This window comes from Rubellimicrobium mesophilum DSM 19309 (assembly GCF_000600335.2).
Taxonomy (GTDB): Bacteria; Pseudomonadota; Alphaproteobacteria; order Rhodobacterales; family Rhodobacteraceae; genus Rubellimicrobium; species Rubellimicrobium mesophilum.
Genome location: NZ_KK088581.1, coordinates 18,735 through 37,467 on the forward strand (window position 1 = coordinate 18,735; position 18,733 = coordinate 37,467).

13 protein-coding genes and 1 pseudogene are annotated in these 18,733 nt (G+C 70.7%); 11 read left to right on the top strand and 3 right to left on the bottom strand.

The features are described from left to right. Positions 1–577 precede the first annotated feature (577 nt). Positions 578–736, top strand: coding sequence for a hypothetical protein (locus tag RUMESO_RS25220; protein ID WP_156362943.1), 159 nt, complete (start codon positions 578–580; stop codon positions 734–736). 159 nt (positions 737–895) lie between these two features. On the opposite strand, the gene RUMESO_RS13775 is transcribed toward RUMESO_RS25220, so the two are convergent. Both RUMESO_RS13775 and RUMESO_RS27870 read right to left on the bottom strand, forming a co-directional pair. Then, positions 896–4,078, bottom strand: coding sequence for a beta strand repeat-containing protein (locus tag RUMESO_RS13775; protein WP_037281139.1), 3,183 nt, complete (start codon positions 4,076–4,078; stop codon positions 896–898). Further along, positions 4,065–4,511: a hypothetical protein gene (locus RUMESO_RS27870; RefSeq protein WP_037281140.1), complete on the bottom strand. Its 447-nt coding sequence runs from the start codon at positions 4,509–4,511 to the stop codon at positions 4,065–4,067. The genes RUMESO_RS13775 and RUMESO_RS27870 overlap by 14 nt, the downstream gene beginning before the upstream one ends. A gap of 457 nt (positions 4,512–4,968) precedes the next feature. On the opposite strand from RUMESO_RS27870, the gene RUMESO_RS13785 reads away from it, so the two are divergent. After that, on the top strand, positions 4,969–5,904 hold the full coding sequence (locus RUMESO_RS13785; protein ID WP_037281141.1) for a hypothetical protein: 936 nt from the start codon (positions 4,969–4,971) through the stop codon (positions 5,902–5,904). Positions 5,905–5,962: 58 nt separating this feature from the next. On the opposite strand, the gene tssH is transcribed toward RUMESO_RS13785, so the two are convergent. After that, positions 5,963–8,713 (bottom strand): type VI secretion system ATPase TssH, encoded by a 2,751-nt coding sequence (gene tssH, locus RUMESO_RS13790; protein WP_037281142.1) that lies wholly within the window; start codon positions 8,711–8,713, stop codon positions 5,963–5,965. 131 nt (positions 8,714–8,844) lie between these two features. Between tssH and RUMESO_RS13795 the strand changes: the two genes are divergently transcribed. The 9 genes and pseudogenes from RUMESO_RS13795 to RUMESO_RS13835 form a co-directional block, all read left to right on the top strand. Further along, entirely contained in the window at positions 8,845–10,968 is a 2,124-nt protein-coding gene (locus RUMESO_RS13795) for a serine/threonine-protein kinase (RefSeq protein WP_037281143.1), read from the top strand. Positions 10,969–11,098: 130 nt separating this feature from the next. Next, positions 11,099–12,199 (top strand): type VI secretion system protein TssA, encoded by a 1,101-nt coding sequence (locus RUMESO_RS13800; RefSeq protein ID WP_037281144.1) that lies wholly within the window; start codon positions 11,099–11,101, stop codon positions 12,197–12,199. A gap of 14 nt (positions 12,200–12,213) precedes the next feature. Next, on the top strand, positions 12,214–12,750 hold the full coding sequence (gene tssB / locus RUMESO_RS13805; RefSeq protein ID WP_037281145.1) for a type VI secretion system contractile sheath small subunit: 537 nt from the start codon (positions 12,214–12,216) through the stop codon (positions 12,748–12,750). A 3-nt stretch (positions 12,751–12,753) separates the two neighbouring features. Then, positions 12,754–14,263, top strand: a pseudogene (gene tssC, locus RUMESO_RS13810) (type VI secretion system contractile sheath large subunit). Between the two features lie 27 nt (positions 14,264–14,290). After that, positions 14,291–14,779, top strand: coding sequence for an Hcp family type VI secretion system effector (locus tag RUMESO_RS13815; RefSeq protein WP_037281146.1), 489 nt, complete (start codon positions 14,291–14,293; stop codon positions 14,777–14,779). Between the two features lie 91 nt (positions 14,780–14,870). Next, positions 14,871–15,518 carry a type VI secretion system baseplate subunit TssE gene (gene tssE, locus RUMESO_RS13820; RefSeq protein WP_245639284.1) on the top strand — a complete coding sequence of 216 codons (648 nt, stop codon included), beginning with the start codon at positions 14,871–14,873 and terminating at the stop codon, positions 15,516–15,518. 1 nt (position 15,519) lies between these two features. Then, positions 15,520–17,397, top strand: coding sequence for a type VI secretion system baseplate subunit TssF (gene tssF, locus RUMESO_RS13825; protein ID WP_037281148.1), 1,878 nt, complete (start codon positions 15,520–15,522; stop codon positions 17,395–17,397). Then, entirely contained in the window at positions 17,361–18,395 is a 1,035-nt protein-coding gene (gene tssG, locus RUMESO_RS13830) for a type VI secretion system baseplate subunit TssG (RefSeq protein ID WP_037281149.1), read from the top strand. Before tssF ends, tssG begins: the two co-directional genes overlap by 37 nt. Beyond that, positions 18,392–18,733 (top strand): FHA domain-containing protein (locus tag RUMESO_RS13835; RefSeq protein WP_037281150.1); only part of this gene is annotated, 342 nt, incomplete at its 3' end. The genes tssG and RUMESO_RS13835, both read left to right, overlap by 4 nt.

The window sequence follows — 18,733 nt, forward strand, 5'->3', positions numbered from 1 at the left end:
CGGGCCCAATCCGGATGCGAGGGGGTCTGCCCCGATCCTGGCGAGCCACCGCCGCCACCGCCCGACCTCCCGCCGCCACCGGAGCCGCCAGTGGCACCGCTTCCTCCCGACCTGCCCCCGGAGACTCCGCCCGAGGTCCAGCCGGACTCGGTGACGACCGACTTCGGGCCCGACTTCTCGCCCGAGGTCCTCGGGGGCAGCGTGGTGGAGCCGGGCGTCGTGACGCTGGGGGGCGAGCGGCTGGCCGGCGTGCCGGCGACCACCGAGAGGGCCAGCCCCGAGGTCACCGCGCGGATCGCGGCGCAGGCCAGGGATGCCTTCGACTTCTGCGCCGCCCTGGTCTCGCGGGAATACGTCGTCGACTGCCTGAGCGAACGGTTGGAGGAGGTCGCCGCCAGCATCCCTCAGGCGGGCGACTATGCCCCGATGCGCCAGGCCATCGAGACCGCCTCGCAGCGACTGGAGGCCGTGGTCGAGCGCTACCCCTCGCGGGACATGCCGGCCGGCGTCGCCCGTTCGACCGGCCCCTGTCGCGGTCGAGACCAGCCGCCCGCTCCGCCCGGTCGCGACCGCCGCGGTGGAGACCGCGATCGCCGAGGCCAGCGACATCATCGACGAGACGGCGGCGGCCCTGCTGCGCACGGAGGATCTGGATACCGACGTGGCGCGGGCGGCCGCCTACGAGACCGTGTCGGAGACCCTCGAGACCGGAGCGGCGCTGCTGCGCACGATCTGAAGCCGGCGCTTGGCCGGGACGTGACCCCGGCCGAGCCCGTCGCTCGGGGTCGGCCAGGGTGCGCGGTCATGATGCGGCAGGCCTTTCTGCCTCCAAGCCGGAAAGGGCGGCCGAACCTTGACGGCGGCCCCACCGATCCTGCGAGGCGAGGGAACGCCCTCAGACCAGCCAGATGTCCGCCCGGGTCAGCGTGGCGTCGTCCTGAAGGTTGGCGATCAGGACCAGCTTGCCCTCCTCACTGCCGTCCGCATCGAACCAGAGCGTCTCGTTCTTGGTGTTGAAGATGAAGCGGACATCCTCGTCCAGGGCCTGGCTGTTGAAGGTCGTCTGGAACTGCGAGGCCTCGAGCCGACCGGCCGTCAGGCCGCCCTTGAAGCCCGAGACGTCGATGACGATCCGGTCGTTGTCGCCAGCCGCGCCGTGGAAGTCCCGGATGATGTCGGGCCCCTCCGAGGAGTTGGCGAAGACGAAGGCGTCGTTGCCATCGCCACCAATGAGCTGATCCCGGCCGTCGCCGCCGACGAGCCGGTCGCGCCCGTCCCCTCCCTTGAGCAGGTCGCCGCCCCGGCCGCCGTCTAGCGCGTCGCCGCCGCTCTGGCCTTCGAGCGAGTCCCGTCCCCAGCCTCCGGCGAGGTCGTCGCGGCCCTGACCGCCCTGCAGCAGGTCGGTGGCCCGGCCGCCGCGCAGGTCGTCGATGCCGGCGCCGCCCACCAGCACGTCGCCGCCGTCCTGTCCGCTCAGGATGTTGGCGCCGTCGTTGCCGACGAGGTAATTGTCGAGCTCGTTGCCGGTGCCGACGAGATCGGCGCTGCCTACGAGCGCAAGAGTCTCGATCCCGGTGCCGAGATCGAAGGACGCGCGGGAGCGGACCTCGTCGTTGCCGCCGTCGGCGTCGGCGACATCCTCGGCCACGTCGCCCGCGTTGTCGACGAGGTAGACATCGTCGCCGAAGCCGCCCCGCATGGTGTCCGCGCCGGTGCCACCCTGGAGCGTGTCGTCGCCCGCCCCGCCGTTCAGCGTGTCGTCGCCCCCATCGTCGATGGGCTCGCCGGTCTCGGGGTCGAAGTCACCGGTCAGGAAGTCGTCGCCCGCGCCGCCTTCCAGGGTATTGGCGCCGCCGTTGCCGGTGATGATGTTGCCGAGCGCGTTGCCGGTCCCGTCGATGTCGGCCGAGCCCGTGAGGGCCAGGTCCTCGATCCCGTCCCCCAGCTCGAACGTCACGGCGGAGAAGACGTCGTCGTGGCCTCCGGTCGCGTCGGCATCCTCCGCGATCGTGTCGCCGGCGTCGTCCACCACGTAGCTGTCGCCGCCGCCGCCGCCTGCCATCGCGTCGGCGCCCGCGCCGCCGTCGAGCGTGTCGGCGCCATCCAGGCCGAGGAGCTGGTCGTCGCCACCTTCGCCCTTCAGGACGTTGTCGCCGTCGTTGCCGGTCAGCGTGTTGTCGAGTCCGTTGCCGGTGCCGTCGAGGTTGGCCGAGCCGAGCAGCGTCAGGTTCTCGACGTCGGCACCCAGGGCGTAGCTGATGGAGGCCTGCACCAGGTCGGTGCCTTCGCCGTCGGCCTCGGTGACAGCGTCCCCGGTGTCGTCCAACACGTAGGTGTCGTCGCCCGTGCCGCCGACCAGGGCGTCGGCGCCCGCGCCGCCGTCGAGGGTATCGTTGCCGTCGAGGCCGAGGAGCTGGTCGTCGCCACCTTCGCCCGCCAAGACGTTGCTGCCGTCGTTGCCGGTGATGACGTTGTCGAGCTCGTTGCCGGTGCCGTCGAGGTCGCCCGCGCCCTCCTGCAGGACGAGGTTCTCGAGGTTGGCGCCCAGGACGAAGCTGATGGAGGCCTGCACCTCGTCGGTGCCCTCGTCCGCCTCTTCGGTGACAGCGTCCCCGGTGTCGTCCACCACGTAGGTGTCGTCACCGCCGTCGCCTTCCATCGTGTCGGCGCCCGCTCCGCCATCGAGCTGGTTGGCGCCACTGTTGCCGGTCAGGGTGTTGGCCAGCCCATTGCCGGTGCCGTCGAGGTCGGCCGCGCCCAGCAGGGTCAGGTTCTCGATCCCAGTCCCGAGCCCGAAGGAGACGTTGGCCTGGACCTGGTCCACGCCGCCGGCGCCTGGCCCTGCCTCGGCCGCCACGTCGCCAGTGTCGTCAACGACGTAGGTGTCGTCGCCCGCGCCCCCATCCATTGCGTCAGCCCCGGTCCCGCCGTCCAGAGCGTCGTCGCCCGCACCCCCGTTTATGACATCGGCGCCTTGGCCGCCATCCATGGCGTCGGCCCCGGCCCCGCCATCCATGGCGTCGGCGCCCGTGCCCCCGTCCATGGTGTCGGCCCCGGCGGCGCCATCAAGCGTGTCGTCGCCCTCGCCTCCGCCGAGGTCGTTGTTGCCTGCGTTGCCGGCGATGATGTTGGCCAGCTCATTGCCGGTGCCGTCGAGGTCGGCCGAGCCCAGCAACGTCAGGTTCTCCAGGTTGTCGCCCAACGCGTAGTCGATGGAGGCCTGCACCGTGTCGGTGCCCCCCACGAAGCCGGAGCCATCAGGGTCTTCCGTGACCGTGTCCCCAACGCTGTCCACGACATAGGTGTCGTCACCACCGCCGCCGACCATGTCGTCGTCGCCGGCGCCACCGTCGAGGACGTCGTTGCCACCCGTCGCGGCACCAGCGACTTCGGTGTAGAGTTCGTCGCCGAAGAGCTGGTCGTCGCCCGCACCGCCGCTCAGGATATCGTCGCCGCCGATCAGGGTGCCGGACCCATCGGACGTGAGATAATCTCCGTAGAGGACATCGTCGCCACTGCCGCCGTCCATCACGTCGTCGCCACCCGTCAGGGTGCCCGGACCGTCGGGGAGGTAGAGGTCGTCTCCGAACAGGGTGTCGGCACCCACGCCGCCCAACAGGGTGTCGTCGCCGCCGGTCAAGGTCGTCGGAGTGCCGATCAGGACATTGGCGCCGGTGAGGAACTCGTCGTCGACGTAGGTGACGTGGTCCCCGCACAGGAGGTCGTCGCCGTCGTTCCCTACGAGGGTGTCGTCGCCGCCCGTCACGACGCTGGAACCGAGGTAGGAGAGCTCGTCCCCGAGCAAGTAGTCGTCGCCCGCGCCGCCCGTCAGGGTGTCGTCGCCGCCGATCACCGCTCCGGGCCCGTAGGAGAGGAGGCTGTCCCCGGTCAGGAAGTCGTCGCCCTCTCCGCCGTCGAGGACGTCATTGCCGCCGATCAGGTCCTCGTCGCTGTCGGTACCAAGGTCGTCGCCGTAGAGATCGTCGTCCCCGCCTGCCCCGCTGAGGGTATCGTCATCCGCGCCGCCGATCAGGGTATCGTTGCCCTCGCCGCCGTCGAGGACGTCATCCCCCCGCACCGTCGAGGACGTTGTCGCCGCTGTTGCCGGTGAGGACGTTGTCGAGCTCGTTGCCGGTGCCGTCGATGTCCGGGTCGAAGTCGTCGTCGTCGCTGTCCAGCAGCACGAGGTTCTCGAGGCCGAAGCCCAACGTGAAGGAGATGGTGGAGCGCACCTCGTCCACGCCGCCCGCGGCCGTGTCGGTGTCCTCCGTCGCCACGTCGCCCGGGTCCTCGACGCCGAAGGCGTTGTCGACATAGTAGATGTCGTCGCCCAGGCCCCCTTGCATGACGTCGGCGCCGAAGCCCCCGTCCAGGATGTCGTCGCCACCCAGACCCACCAGCGTGTCGTCGTCGTCGTCGGGCGTGGTGTCGGGCGGGTCCGCGGTGACGCCGTCCGAGATGGAACCGGGGATGATGGTGTCGTCGTCGTCCGTTCCGGTATAGGTGCCCACGTCTGCCTCCCTACGGCCTGGAGAACAAAGCGGCCTACAGAACAGAGAGGGCACAACGACTTGGCCACCCTCTGCGGGCTGGCCCTCCAGACGCCAGCCGGCGGCAGTCGGATTGGTTCACGTCAGGGTTCAATCTGCCCTAAGGGTAACTGGCTGTAAACGAAATTTCACCTGCACCAGCCGTCCCGGGAGAACCTGCGTCGTTGGAGGTGCGATCCGCGGAGCTGGTCCCTGTCGCTCGTTCCCCGGTCCGGCCGGGAGCCTCCGTCGGCCGCATGGGCTCCACGGCGATTCGTGCTCGCCTCCGGCGCGTTGGCTCCCGCGCGCCGGGGTCCGTCCTCCCGAGGCCCGGGGCGCCTGCTGCGGGGCGCAGCCATTGGGCGACGGCGCGGACCCGTTGATCTTTTGCGTGGCCGTGGCACAATCGAACGGGACGATGCCGATCAGAGAGCGTGACATGCCTCTGAGGTTTCTCTTTCCGCGACGCTGGCCGATCTCGGCCTTGGTGCTGGTCCTCGCTGCGACCGGCGCCCTGGGTCAGGATTCCTCGTCTTCGAACGCGGGCTGCGTCGATCCGAACGTGGTCCCGATGTCGGAGCGGGTTAACAAGTCCGAGTTCACCCGCAACTTCCTGGCCCTCACGGTCTATCGGCCCGCGCCCGGCGCGGAGTTCCGCCGGATCGCCGAGCTGGAGAGCTTTCCCGGCTGGACGGACGAAGGCGAGCGCGTGCTCGATTCCGCCGACGGATGGATCTACCGCTTCTCGTCCGACGAGGCCGGGGTGGGGGCGTCCTATTTCTGGCTGCTCCGGCGGGCGCAGTTCACCGATCCGAAGCTGTCCCCGACGCCCCGGCAGCTCGCCTATTCGATGGCTGGCGTGAACCCGGCCTCCTGCGATGGGGACGCGCGGCCGACCGCAGCGGGCGTCGCGCAGTACGGCGCGGCGGCCGAGCGCTGGTGCGGCCGGATCGCACGGTATCTGGACGAGTGGCTGGGCCTGGCGCCGCTCTACTTTGCCGTGCCGCCCGGCCCCGACGAGGCGATGGACCTGAGCGACCCGGACGTGCTCTGGGATTGGATGAGGGTGATGTATCACCATGAATCCGGGCGGACGCCGGTCGTGGACCGGGCCACCTTCGAGCGCGGGGTGCGCCTCGCGGCCGACTACATCCGGGATGGCGACCGGCTGGAGCGGCCGCTCGGCGACTACCTGTATCCTTGCGGAGCCGAGGCCGTGGCCGCCACCGCCCTGTCGCCGGGGCCCCCGGCGACCGACGACGCGGCGCTGAGGCGGATGCTGGATGCCCTCGACCGGCTGAGCTCCGACCTTTCGGCCATGCAGGCGCAGGTCGATGGGCTCAGGTCGGAGGTCGAGGCGGCCCTGGCCCGATGAGCGTCTCGGGTCGGGCCCTGGCCGTCTGCCCGATCGCCGCCCCGAACGGGCGCCGCGCTCATTCGAAGGCGTAGGCGAAGCCGCCGCCGCCGCCCGTCACGGTCACGCGCGAGAGGGCCTGGCCGGCGAGCTTGCGGTTGAGGACCTGGCGGCTCAGCTCGGGCAGGAGGGTGTTGGTCAGGATCGCGTCGATCATCCGGCCCCCGGACTCGATCTCGAGGCAGCGCGCCCGGATGAGGTCCATCGTGCCGTCGCCGACCACGAGCTCGGCGTCGTAGCCCTCGGCGAGGCGCCGCGCGATGGAGCGGAGCTTGTGGCCGGCGATGGCCTCGATCATCGCGTCGGACAGCGGGTAGTAGGGGATGGTCACCAGCCGGCCGAGCAGCGCGGCGGGGAAGGCGCGCAGGAGCGGCTCGCGCAGGGCGCCGGCGAGCTCGTCCGGGTCGGCGGTGCCGCGGCCCTCGTCGGTCATCGCCATGATCTCCTCGGTCCCGACGTTCGAGGTGAGGAGGATCAGCGTGTTCTTGAAGTCGATGCGGCGGCCCTCGCTGTCGTCCATCATCCCCTTGTCGAAGACCTGGAAGAAGATCTCGTGAACGTCGGGGTGGGCCTTCTCGACCTCGTCGAGGAGGACGACGGAGTAGGGCCGGCGGCGCACCGCCTCGGTCAGGACGCCGCCCTTGCCGTAGCCCACGTAGCCGGGCGGCGCGCCCTTGAGGGTGGAGACGGTGTGCGCCTCCTGGAACTCGCTCATGTTGATCGAGATGAGGTTCTGCTCGCCGCCGTAGAGGGTCTCGGCCAGGGCGAGGGCCGTCTCGGTCTTGCCGACCCCGGACGGGCCGCAGAGGAGGAAGACGCCGATCGGCTTCTCCGGGGCGCCGAGGCCGGCGTAGGAGGTCTGGATGCGGTTGGCGATCATCCCCATCGCATGGTCCTGGCCGACGACCCGCTCCGAAAGGATGGAGGCGAGCTTCAGGGCCTTCTCGGTCTGGCTGGCGAGCATCCGGCCGAGGGGGATGCCGGTCCAGTCCTGCACGACCGAGCCCACCGCGTTGCGGTCCACCGAGGGGAGGATGAGCGGCCTCTCGCCCTGGGCCGCCGCGAGGTCGGCCATGCGGGCCCGGAGCGTCTCCAGCGCCTCGGCCCGCTCCTCGGGCGAGAGGGAGGCGGGAGGGGCTTCGGGGGCCGGCTCGCCCTCGCCAGCCCGGGCCTCGTCGGCGGGAGCCTCCTCCGCCTCGGCGGGGAGGTCGCCCGCGCTGCCGGTCGCGTCGACCGCCGCCCCGGCGCGGCGGAGCCGGGCACGCAGGTCGAGGATCCCGTCCACCAGCGCCTTCTCGGCCTCCCAGCGCCTGGTCGCGGCATCGAGATCGGCCTCGGCCTGGGTCAGGGCGGCCTCGACCTCGGCCTGCCGCTCGGCGATGTCGATGCCGATCTCGGCCTCGCGCTCGATGATGCCCTGCTCCACCAGGAGGCTGGCCCGGCGGCGCTCGATGTCCTCGACCTCGGCCGGGGTGGCGTGCTGGCTCACGGCGACGCGGGCGCAGGCGGTGTCGAGCAGGCTGATCGCCTTGTCGGGGAGCTGGCGCGCGGGGAGGTAGCGGTGGGAGAGCCGCACGGCGGCCTCGATGGCCTCGTCGAGGATCTCGACCTTGTGGTGCTTCTCCAGCACCCCGGCCACGCCCCGGCACATGCGGATCGCCGCCTCCTCGGAGGGTTCCTCGACCTTCACGACCTGGAAGCGGCGGGTGAGGGCGGGGTCCTTCTCGATGTGCTCCTTGTATTCGGACCAGGTGGTCGCGGCGACGGTGCGGAGCTCGCCGCGCGCCAGGGCGGGCTTGAGCAGGTTCGCGGCGTCGCCCGTCCCGGCGGCGCCCCCGGCGCCGATCAGGGTATGCGCCTCGTCGATGAAGAGGATCACGGGCGTGGCGCTCGACTGGACCTCGTCGATCACCGACTTGAGGCGCCTCTCGAACTCGCCCTTCACGCTGGCCCCGGCCTGCATCAGGCCGATGTCGAGCATGTGGAGGTCCACGCCCCGGAGCTGCGGCGGCACGTCGCCCTTCGCGAGGCGCAGGGCGAAGCCCTCGACCACGGCGGTCTTGCCCACGCCGGCCTCGCCCGTGAGGATCGGGTTGTTCTGGCGTCGGCGCATGAGGATGTCGATGATCTGACGGATCTCGGCGTCGCGGCCGACCACGGGGTCGATCTTCCCGACCTTCGCCCGCTCCGTCAGGTTGGTCGCGTATTGCGACAGCGCCGACTGGCCGCCCGCGCGGGGCTTGGGCGGGGTGGCCTCGGAGGGCGCCTGCGTCTGCTCGGCCGAGCCGGAGAGAAGGTCGGGAAGGGCGGGGGCCAGGGAGGCGGCGTCGAGCTTGTCGTATTCGAGGCTGATCTTGAGGAGCAGCCCTTCCAGCACGGGCGTCTTCAGCGCCGCCATCAGGATGTAGGCCGAGCGGACGGTGTCGTCGCCCGACTCCAGGCTGCCGTAGGTCCAGGCCTCCTGGATGGCGCGGAAGATGTGGTCCGAGAACTCCTCGACCGCGCCCGCGCCGCGGGGCAGGGCGTCGAGCGCCCGCGTCGTGTCGGCGGCGAGGCGGGACAGGTCCACGCCGGACGCCTTGAGCAGGATCTCGAAGTCCGAGCGCGGCGCGATCGAGAGCTGCTCGATGAAATGCACGAACTCGACATAGGGATTGCCGCGCGCCTTGGCGGTCTGGGCCGCGTCGGAGAAGGCCTTGAGGCAGGTCGGGTTGAGTTTTCCGACCAGCTCGCGCCGCTTTATGGTCTCGCTCGATCCCTTCCCGGCCAACGGAACCTCCTTCGACAGGCCGCGGCCGCGGCGACCTGCCGAAAACTCAGCACGCGGCCTCGAATGCAGTCTATTAATGCCACGAGCTTCTGGCGACAATTATCTTGGCAACTGGCACCGAGGTCCGGCCCATGATCCCGCCCCTGCCCACCGACATCTTCCACCAGGGCCAGGTGCTCAACAACACCTACGAGATCGAGGAGGTCATCGGGCGCGGCGGCACGGGCGAGGTCTACCGGGCGCGGAACCTCGTCTCGGGCCGCATCGTCGCGATCAAGGCGCTGTCCCGGCAGTTCTCGGACAAGGACAACTACATCGAGCTCATGCGCCGCGAGGAGCAGATGCGCGACATCACCCACGACGCGGTGGTGCGCTACACCGAATGCTCCCGCTCGGACGACGGGAACGTCTTCCTGGTCATGGATTTCATGGATGGCCCCTCGCTCCAGGACGAGCTGAAGCGGCGACGCTTCGACCAGCGCGAGCTGCTGATCGTCGCCCATCGCGTCGCCCAGGGGCTGGACGCCGCGCACCGCAAGGGGATCGTGCATCGCGACCTCTCCCCCGACAACATCATCCTGAGGGGCGACACGGCCGAACGGGCCACGATCATCGACTTCGGGATCGCCAAGGACACGGCCGCGGGCGCGCGGACCATCGTCGGCAACGACTTCGCGGGGAAATACGAATACGCGGCGCCCGAGCAGCTCGAGGGAAGGGTCGATGCGCGATCGGACCTCTATGCGCTCGGGGCCTCGCTGCTGGCGGCCTGGCGCGGAGAGGTGCCCTTCGCCGGCTCCACCCCCGGCGAGATCGTGCGACGCAAGCGCGAGCCGCTCGACACCGGGGGCGTGCCCGAGCCGCTGAAGGGGCTCATCGACCGGCTTTCGGCCCCTGCGCCAGCCGCGCGCCCGGCCTCGGCGGCCGAGGCGCTGACCACGATCGAGAAGGCGCTGGCGCTGGGCAAGCGGACAGAGCCGCGCCGGGGGGGCGGGTCGGGCCCGTCGAAGCGGGGCCGGGGCCTCGATCTTCTGGCGGCGCTGGTCGCCGTCGTGATCGTGGCGGGAGCCGGGGCGCTCTGGTACCTGGGGCTGCTCGACCGCCTCCTCGCCGCGCCGGTCCCCGTGGCCTCGCCCTACCGCCTGAGCGCCACCGTCGTGCCCGCGCCCGCGCTGTCGGGCAACGCTCCCGACACGGACGCCTCGGCCCTGCTGTCCCAGGCCTTCGCCGCGGCGTCGGGGAGCGCGCCGCCCGATGGATCCCTGTCCCTGGCGGACGGAGTGCCCTCGGAGGCCTGGGTGGGCGGCGTCGCCGACCTGATCCGCGCGGCGGGGGAGCTTCGGGACTGGACGCTGAAGGCCCAGGATCGCGACGTGCGGCTCGCGGGCCTTGCGCCCGACATCGGCACCCGTGAGCGACTGGCCGAGCAACTGCCGAAGCGGGCCGGGCAGGCCGGTCTGACGCTCGACCTGGACCTCGCCGCCGGGCCACGCCTGCTCCCCGTGGGCACCGTGGAGGAGATGCTGAGGGCCGCTGCCAACTGCGGGCCGCTGTCCCTGGTGGACCCCCCCGACGGAGGCTACGCCTTGGGCGACACGATCGGCATCGTCGGCGATCTGATAAGCTCGGACGACGTGGACCGACTCCGCGCGGCTCTGGCCGAAGCGGTGGGCGACCGGGGCCTGTCGGTCGAGGTCACCGATCTGAACGAGGCCCTCTGCGCCGTCCGCCGGGTGCTGCCCGAGGTGCCGACCCGGGACATGTTCATCCGGTTGAGCGATGCCAACACGCGCCAGCCTCGCTTGACGGGCGTGTTCGCTGCGGACGAGCTCCATCGCGAGAGGGGGGGCAACGAGGTCGTCGCCATCGACGTCGAGCTCCCGACGAGCGTCGGGGACGGCTCGCTCTGGGTGCTTCTCGTGACCCCCGCCGGCACGGTCTACAACCTGCTGCCGACGATCAATGCTCCGACGGACCGGCTCGAGGAGCTGGGCACGGTCACGGATGGCCTTCGACACGTGCCGGTCCTGCCGATCCGGAACGCGGACGGGGATGCCTTGAGCTTCGTCCCCGATCCAGACGAGGTCGGCAAGAGCGAGGTCGTCGCCTTCCTGTCCCGCGAGCCCCTGTTCGAGCTCCGCCCCTCGAACGGCGAATCGGTCGCCGCGATCACCGAGGCCCTGACCTCGGCGATCGAGGAAAAGCCCGAGAACATTATGGGGATCGCGACCCGCGTGCTGGAAACACGGCCTTGACGCAAAGGAAGCGCACTGCGACATTCGACCACATCAGGAGGCACATGGGCTAGGGCTCGGAGTTCCTGGAGGCTCGGGTTCAAGGCAGGTGTTGCGTTCGTTTGACTGATGCCTTGGAAAGGCGGACGGCGTGGTTTCGCTCGATGCGTTCCTCTCTCCAATCCCGGCGCCGAGCCCTTCGGGGATCGATCTAAGGAACGATGTCCGCTTCCACGCGCTGGAACGGCTCCTGCTTCCCGCCACCCGGGCTGCCCGCGCCCAGACCCCCGACAGCGATCCCGCCGTCGATTGGGACGAGGCCCTGCGGCAATGCGAGGACCTGGCGGCGGAGGGTCGCGATCTGCGCCTCCTGGTCATTGTCGTCCGGGCGCTCGCCCAGGCCGAGGGGTTCCGGGGCGTCGCCTCGGGGCTGACGCTGATCGCGAGGAGCATCGAGGACTACTGGCCCAGCCTCCACCCCGAGCTGCGGGACCGGCCCTCGCCGCGCGAAGCCGCGGTGCGCCGGATCAACGCGCTGTTCCAGCTCGAGAACGAGGAAGACGGGCTCCTTTGCGACCTGTCCCACATGGGGATGTTCAGCCTGCGCGCGCTGGGCCGCGTCACCGGCGCCGACCTGGCTGCCGGGGGCCTGTCGCGGACGGCCTTCCTGAACGAGGTGCCGACGGGCCTGGGCGAGCCCGAGAAGGCCGCCCTCACCGCGCAGCACGAGGCCCGCGTGGCCCGCGTGCGGACCGCCTGCCGGGCGCTCGCGGCGGAGGACCCGGGCCGGCTCGCGGATCTCGTCGAGGGGGTCGCGGCCGCGCGCGAGGCGCTGGGCCTCCTGGAGGACCGGCTTTCGGCTCAGGTCGCCGAGAACGGCACGGGCGTGGGCTTCGCACGGCTCGGGCGCTTCCTGGAGCGGATCGCGGGCACCCTGGGCCAAGGGGCGCCGGGCGGGGCCGCGCAACCCGAGGCCGGTGCGGGCGGCGCTGCATCCGACCCGGGGCTCGCGCCGTCGCAGGTCGCCAACGTCCCGGGCACGGTCGGCTCGCGGCAGGACGTCGAGCGGATGCTCGACCGGATCATCGAGTTCTACGAGCGGACCGAGCCCGCGTCGCCGATCCCGCTGCTGGCGCGGCGGATGCGTCGGATGGTGCCCATGAACTTCCTCCAACTGATGGAGGAGATGGCGCCAAGCGGTTTGAAGGAAGTGCGCAACCTGACCGGCGCAGCGGACGACAAGTCGAGATAGCGGAGGGGAAGCCGATGGCGGCCGAAAGCAAGCAGAAGGTGATCGAGCGCAACCGCGCCCCGCGGGTGCAGATCGCCTACGACGTGGAGCATTACGGCAGCCCGACGACTATCGAGCTGCCCTTCGTGATGGGGGTGATGGCCGACCTCGCCGGCGCGTCGGAGAGCCGCGAGGCGCAGAAGCCGGTGAACGAGCGCAACTTCGTCGAGGTCGACGCCGGCCGCTTCGGCAAGTTCATGGAAGCGCTCGCCCCCCGCATCAAGGCGCGCGTGCCGAACAGGCTGCCCGCCAAGGAGGGCGAGGCCTCGGACGAGGAGATGTTCGTGGATCTCAGCTTCAAGAGCATGCGCGACTTCGCCCCCGACCGGGTGGCGGAGCAGGTGCCCGCGCTGGCGGAACTGCTGCGGATGCGCCGTCAGCTCGAGGAGTTGCTGGGCTACATGGATGGCAAGGTGAACGCCGAGAAGCGCATCGCCCAGCTCCTGTCGAACCAGCCCCTGCTGGCCCAGGTCGCCGAGGAGGCGATGAAGACCGCCCAGGGAGAGGAATGAGCCATGGCCGACGCCGCCAAGCAGGATAGCGCCGTCGCAACCGCCGCCGAGGCCATCAGCCTCGACGAGTTCAGCGGGCTGCTGGAGAAGGACTTCCGGGTCAAGGACACCGAGAGCGAGAAGCTCCAGGCGCTGGTGCAGAACCTCGCCCGGGCCGCGATGGAGACCTCGGGGACGGCGACGATCTCGGGCAACGCCATCAAGTCGGTCAAGTCGCTGATCGCCGGGATCGACCGGATGCTGTCGGCCCAGGTCAACGAGATCATGCATTGCGAGGAGATGCGGACGATCGAGGGGACCTGGCGGGGGCTCCACTACCTCGTCAACAACACGGAGACTGACCAGAAGCTGAAGATCCGGGTGATGAACATCACCAAGGACCAGCTCGCCGACACCCTCGAGGACTTCGAGGGGCAGATGTGGGACCAGTCCCCGGTCTTCAAGAAGGTCTACTCGGACGAGTATTCGATGTTCGGGGGCGAGCCCTTCGGCGTCATCATCGGGGGCCTACGAGTTCAGCCACCATCCCCGTGACGTGAGCCTGCTGCGGAACCTGTCGGGGACTTGCGCCTCGGCGCACGCGCCCTTCATCGCCGCCGCCGCGCCCTCTCTCTTCCGCATGGAGAGCTGGCAGGAGCTGCCGAACCCGCAGGACCTCCAGCAGATCGTCTCCGCGCCCGACTACGCGAGCTGGCAGTCGCTGCGCGAGAGCGAGGACAGCCGCTACATCGGCCTGACCATGCCGCGGGTGCTGGCGCGGCTGCCCTACGGGGCGGCGACCGTGCCGGTGAAGGGCTTCGCCTTCGAGGAGGAGATCGACGGCAAGCACGACAACTACGTCTGGATGAACGCCGCCTTCCCGATGGGGGTGAACATCAACCGCAGCCACAAGCTCTTTGGCTGGGGGACGCAGATCCGGGGCGTGGAGTCGGGCGGCACGGTCATCAACCTGCCGGTCCACACCTTCCCGACCGACGACGGCAGCGTGGCGATGAAGTGCCCCACCGAGATCGCCATCGACGACCGCCGCGAGGCGGAACTCGCCAAGCTTGGCCTCATGCCGATCCTGCACCGCAAGAACACCGACCTCGCGGCCTTCATCGGCGCCCATTCGCTACAGGACGACGAGGCGCGGGCGGGGCGGCTCGTGGACACGGACGCGCAGGCCAACGAGAGGCTCTCGGCCAACCTGCCGTATCTCCTGCCGGTCTGCCGCTTCGCGCACTACCTCAAGGCAATCGCTCGGGACAAGGTCGGCACCTTCAAGGAACGGGCCGACATGCAGGTCTGGCTGTCGGAGTGGATCAACCGCTACGTCCTGGCGAACCCCGCCATGGCCGACGACAAGGCCAAGGCGAAGCGGCCCCTCGCCCGGGCGGAGGTGCAGGTCGACAGCGTGGAGGGGCGGCCCGGTTATTACAACGCGAGATTCTACCTGCGCCCGCATTACCAGCTCGAAGGCATCAACGCGAGCCTGCGCCTCGTTTCCGAGCTTCCTTCAATCAAGGGCTGAGCGCCCAGCACCACGGGAGGATACCATATGCCCATTTCCGGTTACGTGAAGATCGACGACATCAAGGGGGAATCGAAGCGCGCCGATCACGAGGAGGAGATCGACGTGCATTCCATCTCCTGGAACGTGGCGCAGCGCTCCTCGGCGAACCTGGGCTCGGGCCGGTCGCGCGGGCGCGCCGAGATCAGCGACATCTCGGTGCGGAAGTTCACCGACGCGGCCTCGCCCTATCTCGCGCAAGCCGCCATGCAGGGAAAGTCGCTGCCCGAGATCGTCATCATGGCACGCAAGGATTCCGGGGACACCCATCTCGATTACCTGCAGTTCACCTTGACCAATGCCGCGATCTCCGGGTTCCGCATCCTCCCGACCCCGTCGGGGACCGAGGAGCAGCTCCCCGAGGAGGAGGTCAGCTTCACCGCCGAGAAGATCAAGATGAAGTACGTCACCCAGGCGGACGACCATTCGGCCGGGGCCGAGCACGAGTTCGAATACGACCTCGTCGCCGGCGCCTGAGGGGCTGCGCGGGGGAGGTCACTTGGCGGGGGGTTCGGCAGGCGAAGAGGCACGGCGGGAGGCGGTGCAACCGAGCCTCTGGGACAGGCTCGTGGACGATCTCCCCGGCCTTTCGGCCGAGATCGACCGGTTCTCGGCCGAGCTTGGGAGGGAGTTGGGCGCCGAGCGCCTGGAGCGTCTGCTCGCCTCCGGTCGACGAGGCATCGACGCGGAGCCGGACCTCGAAAGCCTGCACCGGCGCGAACTGCTCGACCTGCTGGCGATGACCCAGCGGCGCGCCTTTCTCGAGGAACGGGGCATCATCGTGACCTCGGACGTCCTGCGCGAGGCCGTCCGCCGCGACGTCGAGGCGCTCTTCAACGTCGAGCGCTTCGAGAGCGAGCCCCTTCTGACCGATGGGGAGCGCTCGCGGGTCCAGAGCCCCGCGACGCTGATCGCCGACTTCCCGGAGGTGCGGCGCAGCGTCGTTAACTACGGCGTCCCGTCCTTCGCCGGCCGGCGGGCGCGCGACTTCGATCCCGACCGGCTGTCGCGCCAATTGCGCGAGGTCGTGGCGATGTTCGAGCCGCGCCTGAGGTCGGACAGCATCGCCGTGCGCGTCGTGACCAATGACAAGACCGGCCTGCGGATCGAGGTGGAGGGCGTGCTCATGCTGTCGCCCGTGCCCGAGCGCCTGCGGCTCCATACGACCATCGATCTCGACAACGGCCGCGCCGCGACCCGGTTGCTGGAGCGCTGAGATGGATCGGACCTTCCTGAGCTACTACGACGAGGAGCTGAGCCACCTTCGCGATCTGGCCACCGAGTTCTCGGCCCTGCATCCGACGATCGCGCGGAACCTCCAGCTCGACACGGTCCCCTGCCCGGACCCCTATGTCGAACGGCTGCTCGAGGGCGTGGCCTTTTTGGCGGCCCGGACGCGGCTCAAGGTGGACCTGGAAAGCACGCGCTATGTCGAGGCCTTGATCGATGCGCTGGCGCCCGATCTCCTGGCCCTCGGACCGGCGGTCTCGACGGCGGTGCTGCAGCCGGGATCGCAGGTGCAGGCCATGGCGGCGGGGCACGTGGTGCGGCGCGGGACACGACTCGTCTCCGCCTTCCGCGAGGAGCTGGCCACGCGTGCCATCTACACGACCGCCCAGGACGTGGCGCTCTGGCCCATCCGCCTGGACCGGGCGGAGTACCTCCCGGATCGTGGGGCGCTGCACGCGGCCGGCCTCCAGGGGAACGCCCTGGCGGCGGAGGCGGGCGTCCGGCTGACCCTGGCGCGCGAGGGGCCGGGGGCGCTCTCGGAGCTCGCCCTCGACCGGCTCGACCTCTACCTCGGGAGCGGGGGTCGTGGAGGGGCGCTGTTCGACGCCATTCATGGGCAGGCGCTGGGTGCCAGGGCACGGGCCGCGGCGCGGCCCGGCTCTCCGGGCAGTGCGGGACCCTACCGGACGGTGGCGGGGCCGGCGTTGATCGGGGTTCAGGACCGGGAGGCCCTTCTGCCGCCGCTGCGGCCGGGCTTCGGCGGCTACCGCCTCCTGCGCGAATACTTCCTGATGCCGGAGCGCTTCCACTACCTTCGCCTCGACGATCTGCGGCCGGCCGTGCGGGACTGCGGCGCCGGCCCGCTGGAGGTCGTGATCCTGCTGCGGCGGCCGCGGCCCGAGATGGCCGACCTCTCCGTCCGGGACTTCCGTCTCTTCGCGACGCCGATCGTCAACCTCTTCGAGCGGGAGTGCGATCTGGTCGAGCTCGATCCGCGCCGCTCGTCCCATGTCGTCCATGCCGACCGCACCCAGCCCCGGGACTTCGAGATCTATCGCGTCCTGCGGGTCGAGGACGCCGAGGAGCAGGGGTCCGAGGCCGTGGTGGTGCCGCTCCACGGCATGACGCGGCGGGCGCCGGGCGGCGCGGTCTACACGCTGGAACGGCGGCCCCGGCGTCCGAGCGAGGACGAGGTTCGCCGGGGCCAGATGCGCACCACCCATGCCGGCGACGACCTCTACATCTCGATCGCGGGGGACAGGGTGCCGCGCAGCCTCGACATACGGGCGCTGTGCACGAACCGCGACCTGCCCATCCTGGACGACACGCCGCGGCTCCTCGTCGAGTCCGGCGACCCGGTCGGGCAGGTCGGGCTCCTGGGCGCCATGCGCCGGCCGGTCCCCGGAGGACATGGCCGCCCGCCGGGGCGCGGGCCGGGTGGGGAGATCGAGCACGACGAGATGGCTTGGCGCCTGGTGGCGCAGCTCGCGCTGAACCACCTGTCCCTGGCCGAGGAGCGGCAGGGGGCCGAGCCGCTCCTCGGGCTCCTCGGGCTTTATGCCGACAGGGGAGATCCGGGACTCGGACGCCATGCGCAGGCCATCCGCCGCGTCGCGTCGCGTCGCGTCGTGGAGAGGCTGGACCTGCCGGGACCGCTCTGCTTCGGCCACGGCGTGGAGATCACGTTGGAACTCGACGAGGCGCCGTTCGCGGGGTCCAGCGTACTCCTTCTCTCGGCGCTCGTTGCGCAGCTCTTCGCGCGGCATGTGGGCATCAACGGATTCGTGCGGACACGCGCCCGGCTTTCCCAGCGACAGGAGGAGGTGACATGGCCGATGACGCTCGGCGCGCGGTCCATGATCTGATGGGGGCGCCGACAGAGGCGATGAGCTTCTTCGAGTTGCTGAGGCGGCTGGAGGGTCCGGGCCTGGCCTTCGGTCGCGCGGGCGGACCGGAGCGCGAGCCCGCGCGCCTGGGGCAGGGGACCCGCATGGCCGTCGCCACCCGGGACGTGGCGCGCGTGGCGATGTCTCCGGCCGGCATCCCTGCCGTGGAGGTGGAGGTGATCGGCCTTCTCGGCCCCGAGGGGCCCATGCCGCTCCACCTCACGCGATGGGTCTTCGAGCGGGTCTCGCAGCGCTGGTTCGTGGCGGGCAGCGAGCACGCGACCTCGGACACCGCCGCGCTCGATTTCTGCAACATGCTGCAGCACCGGATGATCGCGCTTTACTGGCGCGCCTGGGGCGATGCGCAGCCCGCCGTCCAGGCGGACCGGCCGGCGGCGGGGCGGGTGGGCGCCACGCTCGGGGCGCTGGCGGGAATCGGCCTGCCGGGGCAGCGCGGGGCGGCCCCGGCGGCGCGCGAGACCGAGGCCGTCAAGCTCGACCACGCGATGCAGATCGCGCAGGAGGTCCATGGGAGCGAGAGGCTGACCGCGCCGGTGGCCGCCCTGCTGGGCGCACCCGTGCGACTCGTGGAGTTCGTGGGCGGCTGGATCGATCTTCCGGCGCCGCTCCAGACCCGCATCGGTCGCGTCCATGCCAAGTTGGGGCAGGGGGCGGTCGTCGGAGCCAGGGTCTTCTCCCGGCAGGACCGGGCGGAGCTCCGTGTCGGGCCGGTCGGGCTCGGGCTCTACCTGCGCCTTGCGGACGAGCCCGCGCTGCGGGCCCGGCTGCGGCATCTGGTGCTGCATCTCGTCGGGCGCGAGACCGACATCGACCTCCGTCCCGTGCTGACCCAAGCCGAGGTGCCCGAGCCGCGGCTCGGCCGCGTCGCCCTTGAGCGGACGGCCTGGCTTCCGACCCGACGGGCCGCCGACCGGGACGACCTGCGCCTGCGGCGCATCACGCGGGAGGCCGCATGAGCCTGCGCCTCGTCATCGAGCATTCGGCCCATCGCCAGCCTACGGCGGAGCTCACCCATCCTGGGGGAGAGCTCTCGATCGGGCGGGGGCTCGAGGCTGACTGGCGGCTCGAGGACCCCGACATGTTCATTTCGCGGAAGCACTGCATCATTTTCGGCGGGGACGATGGGTTCACCGTGACCGACGTCAGCCGTGGCGGGCTCTTCGTGGACGGCGGGGACAGCCCGCTCGGCGCGGGGCGAAGCTGCGAGCTGCGCGACGGGATGCGCCTGAGGATGGGCGACGTGGTGATCCGGGTGGAGCAGCGGGCGCCGGCCGCTGCGGTGCGTCCCGCCGCG